5 protein-coding genes and 1 pseudogene are annotated in these 5,196 nt (G+C 60.2%); all 6 read right to left on the bottom strand.

Annotation, left to right across the window (positions count from 1 at the left end; all coding sequences use genetic code 11):
- Nucleotides 1–129: 129 nt before the first annotated feature.
- Nucleotides 130–1,191, bottom strand: coding sequence for a ketopantoate reductase family protein (locus WCA53_RS10205; RefSeq protein WP_423908693.1), 1,062 nt, complete (start codon nucleotides 1,189–1,191; stop codon nucleotides 130–132).
- 79 nt (nucleotides 1,192–1,270) lie between these two features.
- A complete protein-coding gene (locus WCA53_RS10200) occupies nucleotides 1,271–1,984 on the bottom strand; it encodes an ABC transporter ATP-binding protein (protein ID WP_423908690.1) in 714 nt (237 codons plus the stop codon).
- Complete coding sequence (locus WCA53_RS10195) at nucleotides 1,984–2,757, bottom strand: ABC transporter ATP-binding protein (RefSeq protein ID WP_423908688.1); 774 nt, start codon at nucleotides 2,755–2,757, stop codon at nucleotides 1,984–1,986. The genes WCA53_RS10200 and WCA53_RS10195 overlap by 1 nt, the downstream gene beginning before the upstream one ends.
- On the bottom strand, nucleotides 2,754–4,067 hold the full coding sequence (locus WCA53_RS10190) for a branched-chain amino acid ABC transporter permease (protein ID WP_423908686.1): 1,314 nt from the start codon (nucleotides 4,065–4,067) through the stop codon (nucleotides 2,754–2,756). Before WCA53_RS10190 ends, WCA53_RS10195 begins: the two co-directional genes overlap by 4 nt.
- A gap of 4 nt (nucleotides 4,068–4,071) precedes the next feature.
- Nucleotides 4,072–5,019, bottom strand: a complete 948-nt coding sequence (locus WCA53_RS10185; RefSeq protein ID WP_423908684.1) for a branched-chain amino acid ABC transporter permease — start codon at nucleotides 5,017–5,019, stop codon at nucleotides 4,072–4,074.
- Nucleotides 5,020–5,066: 47 nt separating this feature from the next.
- Nucleotides 5,067–5,196: pseudogene (locus tag WCA53_RS10180) on the bottom strand (branched-chain amino acid ABC transporter substrate-binding protein); the annotation flags it as partial.

The following is a 5,196-nucleotide window of genomic DNA, read 5'->3' as shown; positions in this document are numbered from 1 at the left end:
AGGTCTCTTGCGTGCCGCGCCGGCGGAACACCGAGAAGGGCAGGTTCTGGATCGGAAAGTCAGTGCCAACCGCGTTGGCGGAGTCTATCCAGCTGCGCACAGCCGGGTCATGAGTGTGGTCGAGTGCAATCATGACCATGCAACCTGGTTAGGAAGGTCGTTCGCGTGGATGTTCAACAACTCGTCGAATCGGCTCAGATAGCCAAAGTTATTGACTCCACGTCGCTGTTGAGCCTCGGTTACCAACTCGACGATCTTGTCGTTAAAGGGAGTCGCGACATCACGCTCGCGCCCTTTCTGGCATATCAGGCCGTTGATAAAGTTGATTTCTGTATCGCGCCCTTTCTCGAGATCCTGAAGCATGCTTGCCTTCAACCCGGTGTGCGCTCCCCAGATCTTCCTATAAAGGACCATCTTCGACGGTATATCAGTGGCGCTTAGCAATTTGAAAAACTCAAGATCTTCGCCTTGCATCGCCACCAGCCGAACGCCGTGAGCTTGAGCCACCTTGATGCATTCATCGGCGACAAACGCCAGGCACACCATGGCTTTGGGATCGGCAAGCACATCCCCAAAAGTGCAGCCCAGCGCGGTGGACATGCCGCTGAACGTGGCATTCATAAGAACTTTGGAGAACCGAATACCCATCAGATCGGACCGTATCTCGGTTTTTCCGACGCATTCCAGATATGCCTGGACTACCTGCAGCCGCGGGCGAACAGCGCCGTCGATCTCGCCAATCTCAAATGCGAAGTTTTTCATCGCCTCGTAACTCGATGTCAGGGAAGAAACGCCGGGCCGCAACCAGGTTGCGCCAAACCCGACTGCGCCGCCCAGGGTGCGTTCGCGACCCACAAGTGCTGCGACGGAATGCTCGGGAATTCCATTCTGCAACGTGCATACCGAGCTATCCGGATGAAGGTAAGGCAACAGATGCGCGAGCGTTTCCTGATTGCTGGTCTGCTTGGTCAGCAGGAACACGAGATCGTATGTGCCCGTCAACTGATCCGGGGTGTATGCCTTTACCGGCACATTCAAGTCGATTGCGACGGTTTTGGTCGCACAGGACGTATTAAGCGCGTCGACGTGATCCCTATAGGCATCGACCAGATCAATCTGTTTTCCCGCGTGGTTGATCAGTGCGCCGATGATGGTCCCAAGGGAACCGGCGCCCACGATAGCTGCTCGCAATTGGTGTTCCTTTTTATTGTGCGTTTCGTTATTCGTTTCGGATAGCTGGACAACAAGGTCCTTGGACGTGCCGACGAACCTACACTTCGAGCCATTCCTTGCGTACCTGCGCATTGGCTTTCAGCTCTGACGGCGTGCCCTCGAATACGATGTGGCCGTGGCCCATCACATAGACTCGCTGCGAGATGTCGAGCGCAATAGCCAGCTTCTGCTCGATCAGCAGCACCGACACGCCGCGTTCCTTGAGCGCCTGCAGATACTCGCCCACCAGTGTCACCAGTTTCGGCGCCAGTCCTTCGGTCGGTTCGTCGATCAGGATCAGATCCGGGTCGCCCATCAACGTGCGGCACAGCGTCAACATCTGCTGCTCGCCGCCCGAGAGCACCCCCGCAGGGGTGTGTTCGCGTTCTTTCAGGCGCGGGAACAAGCCATACATGTCAGCCATGGTCCAGCGGCGTTCGGCCCGGCGCGGATTGCGCTTTTCGCCTAACAACAAGTTCTGATGCACGGTTAGCGTGGGGAAGATGTCACGGTTCTCGGGCACGTAACCAATGCCCAACTGCGCGATCTCGAAGGTGCGGTGTCCCAGGATCTCTTCGCCACGAAAGCGTACGGAACCCGTAGCCTTGACCATGCCGAGAATGGTCTTGGCCATGGTGGAGCGCCCCACGCCGTTACGCCCGAGCAAGGTGACGATCTCGCCCTCGTCGACGTGCACGTCGACGCCTTGCAGAATGTGGCTCTTGCCGTAGTAGGCGTGCAAGCCTTGCACGGTCAGCATGCTCCGCGTCATCAGTGGGTTCCCTCGCTGGAGGTCTCGTCGAGGGTCGTGCCGAGGTAGGCCTCCTTGACCTTGACACTGTTGCGAATGGCCTCGGGTGTGTCGGTCGCGATGACCTCTCCGTACACCAGTACCGAGATACGGTCCGCCAGGCCGAAGACCACACCCATGTCGTGCTCGACCATCACTAGTGTCTTGCCCACGGTCACGTTGCGTATCAACTCCACCGCCTGGTCTGATTCTGAACGGCTCATGCCGGCAGTCGGTTCGTCGAGTAGGATCACCTCGGCGCCGCCAGCGATGGTAATGCCGATCTCCAGTGCACGCTGCTCGGCGTAGGTCAGCAGGCCTGCCTGAGTGTCCCGCAGGCGCTGCAGCCCGATCAGTTCCAGTACCTCGTCGGCACGCTGACGCGCGTCGTGCAATCCGGCCAGCCGATGCCAGAAGGAGTACTTGTAGCCCAGCGACCACAGCACCGCGCAGCGAAGGTTTTCGAACACCGAAAGCCGGTGAAAGATGTTCGTGATCTGGAAGCTGCGCGATAGTCCCATGCGATTAATCACAAAAGGCTTGAGGCCGCCGATCTCTGTGCCGTTGAGCTTTACCGAACCAGAACTCGGCGTGCTGCGTCCCGAGATCAGGTTGAAGGTTGTCGACTTTCCCGCACCATTGGGACCAATCAGCGCATGGCGCTCGCCCTTCGGGATGCTTAGATTGACTCCCCGGATGATCTCGGTCTGGCCGAACTTCTTGCGCACTTCGCTCAATTCCAGTGCCGCCGTCATACCGCGCCTCCTGCCAGTTCCGTCTGCACTTCGTCCCAGGCCCGATACACTCCTGCCACCGCCGCCCGCCAGCCGAGCGCGCCTGCCATCCATAGCGCCGCCGCGACTGCCCAGGGCTTGAGCGAGGATGCGTCAAAGCCAATCCCCGCCAGCGACATGCTGGTGCCGTTGTCGCTGTCGATCTGCAGCTTGTAGATCAGTTCCACGGTCAGGATCAACGCCGCCAGCAACACCAGGCCCGCACCCAGCGCCACCGAGTACGAGGGCAGCATCCGGCCAAGCTTACGTCCAGTGATTAGCGGCACCTGCTTCATCAGCAAACTCGCGATGCCGCCCGGCACGAACATCACCACGACCACGAAGAACAGCCCCAGATACAGCAGCCATGCATGGGTCAGGCTGGACAGCGCTACTGCGAACAGGACGTACAGCACGGCTCCAATCACGGGGCCAAAGAAGAAGCCGCCGCCGCCGATGAACGTGGCCAGCAAAACACCGCCGGATTGCGCAGCACCGACATTCTCGGCCGATACGATCTCGAAGTTGATGACCGACAGGCCGCCGGAAATGCCGGCAAAAAAGGCTGACATGATCATCACGAGGTAGCGCACGCGCTGCGTGTCGTAACCCACGAACTCAGCCCGCTCGGGATTGTCTCGTACGGCGTTGGCGATCCGGCCCAGAGGCGTCTGCGTCCAGGCGTACATCGCGATCATCGACAGCAGGCACCACACCGCGATCAGGTAGTACACCTGACGCCCGGGGCCGTACGTAATACCGAGCACCGCATGGCCGACCACGCGGTTCGACGAGACGCCGCCTTCGCCGCCGAAGAAGTCGGGAAACATCAGCGAACTGGCGTACACCATCTCGCCAATACCCAGCGTGATCATGGCGAACGTGGTGCCCGCTTTCCGCGTGGTCACGTAGCCGAACAGCACGCCGAAAAACGCGCCGCCGAGCCCGCCTGCCAGTGGCAGAAGCGAGACGGGCAACCAGATCTGGCCCGCGCCGACCGCATTCAGAACGTGCACGGCGATGAATGCGCCCAGACCCGAATAGATCGCGTGGCCGAAGGACAGCATGCCGGACTGGCCCAGCAACATGTTGTACGACAGCGCGAAGATGATCATGATCCCCATCTGCGACAACAACGCGATCGCAAACCGGCTGGAGAAGCACAGCGGCGCGACCAGCATCACGAGGGCGGCCAGGCCCCAGATTGCGTAGTGCGCGAGTTGACGGCGGCGGTAACGCAGAGGGCCCTGGGCCGCCGCGGGCTTGTAGTTTTGCTGCATGGTCGTTTTCATGAGTCTAGCCTTCCCGGGTTCCCATCAAGCCACGTGGGCGCACAATCAGCATCACCACCATCAGCAAATAGGGTAGCACCGGCGCCATCTGCGACACAGTTAGATCGAACACCGAGGGCAGCAGTGTGGCGCTCGTCACATGAAGGCCGAACACGCCGAACAGGTCGGACAGCGAGACGTCGATGGCGATGGCGAAAGTCTGTAGCAGTCCGATCAGGAGCGAGGCGACGAACGCACCGCCGAGCGAACCCATGCCGCCCACCACCACCACCACGAACACGATCGTGCCAACCGAGGCGGCCATCGAAGGAGCGGTGACGAACGCATTGCCGCCAATCACGCCAGCCACACCCGCGAGCGCGGCGCCACCGGCGAACACCAGCATGAACACGCGCTGCACGTTGTGGCCGAGCGCCTCGACCATCTGCGGATGAGTGAGCGCGGCCTGTATGACCAGTCCGATGCGCGTACGGGTAAGCACCAGGTAAATTGCCGCCAGCATCGACACCGACAGCAGCATCATAAAGGCGCGGTACTTGGGAAACGTCGAGTTGAAAACATGGAACAGCGGACCGTCCAGTTCGGGAGGGATACGGTAGGGCACGGCGGCCTGTCCCCAGGCGAGCTTGATGCCCTCTTCGATCAGGTAGGCAAGGCCGAAGGTGAACAGGAGTTCGGCCACGTGTCCGTACTTGTGCACCGTACGCAGGCCGAAGCGTTCGACCAGCGCGCCGACGAACACCACCAGCAGCGGGGCGAAAACAAGTGCCGGCCAGAAGCCGATCTTGCTGGCAATCGTGTAGGCAAAATAGGCCCCCAGCATGTAGAAGCTGGCGTGTGCGAAATTGAGCACACCCATCATGCTGAAGATCAGTGTGAGCCCCGACGACAGCAAGAACAGCAGCAACCCGTAGCTGACGCCGTTCAACAGGGAGATGACAAAAAATTCCACGAACGGTCCTTACGGCAAGTCCTTCATTGGGCGCGGGCAATCCTGGCCTAGTTCGGGCGCTTCATCTGGCAAGTGGTCGGCAAGGTCGCGGACGACGCGTCGAGTACGGCATCGGTTCGCCAGCCATATCCGGTCTTCTCCTGGTCGTACTTGACGTCCTTGCCATCCACCTTGACC

The sequence above is a fragment of the Caballeronia sp. genome (genome assembly GCF_049581465.1).
In the GTDB taxonomy this organism is placed as follows: domain Bacteria; phylum Pseudomonadota; class Gammaproteobacteria; order Burkholderiales; family Burkholderiaceae; genus Caballeronia.
This window is presented reverse-complemented; position numbering and strand designations above follow the sequence as displayed.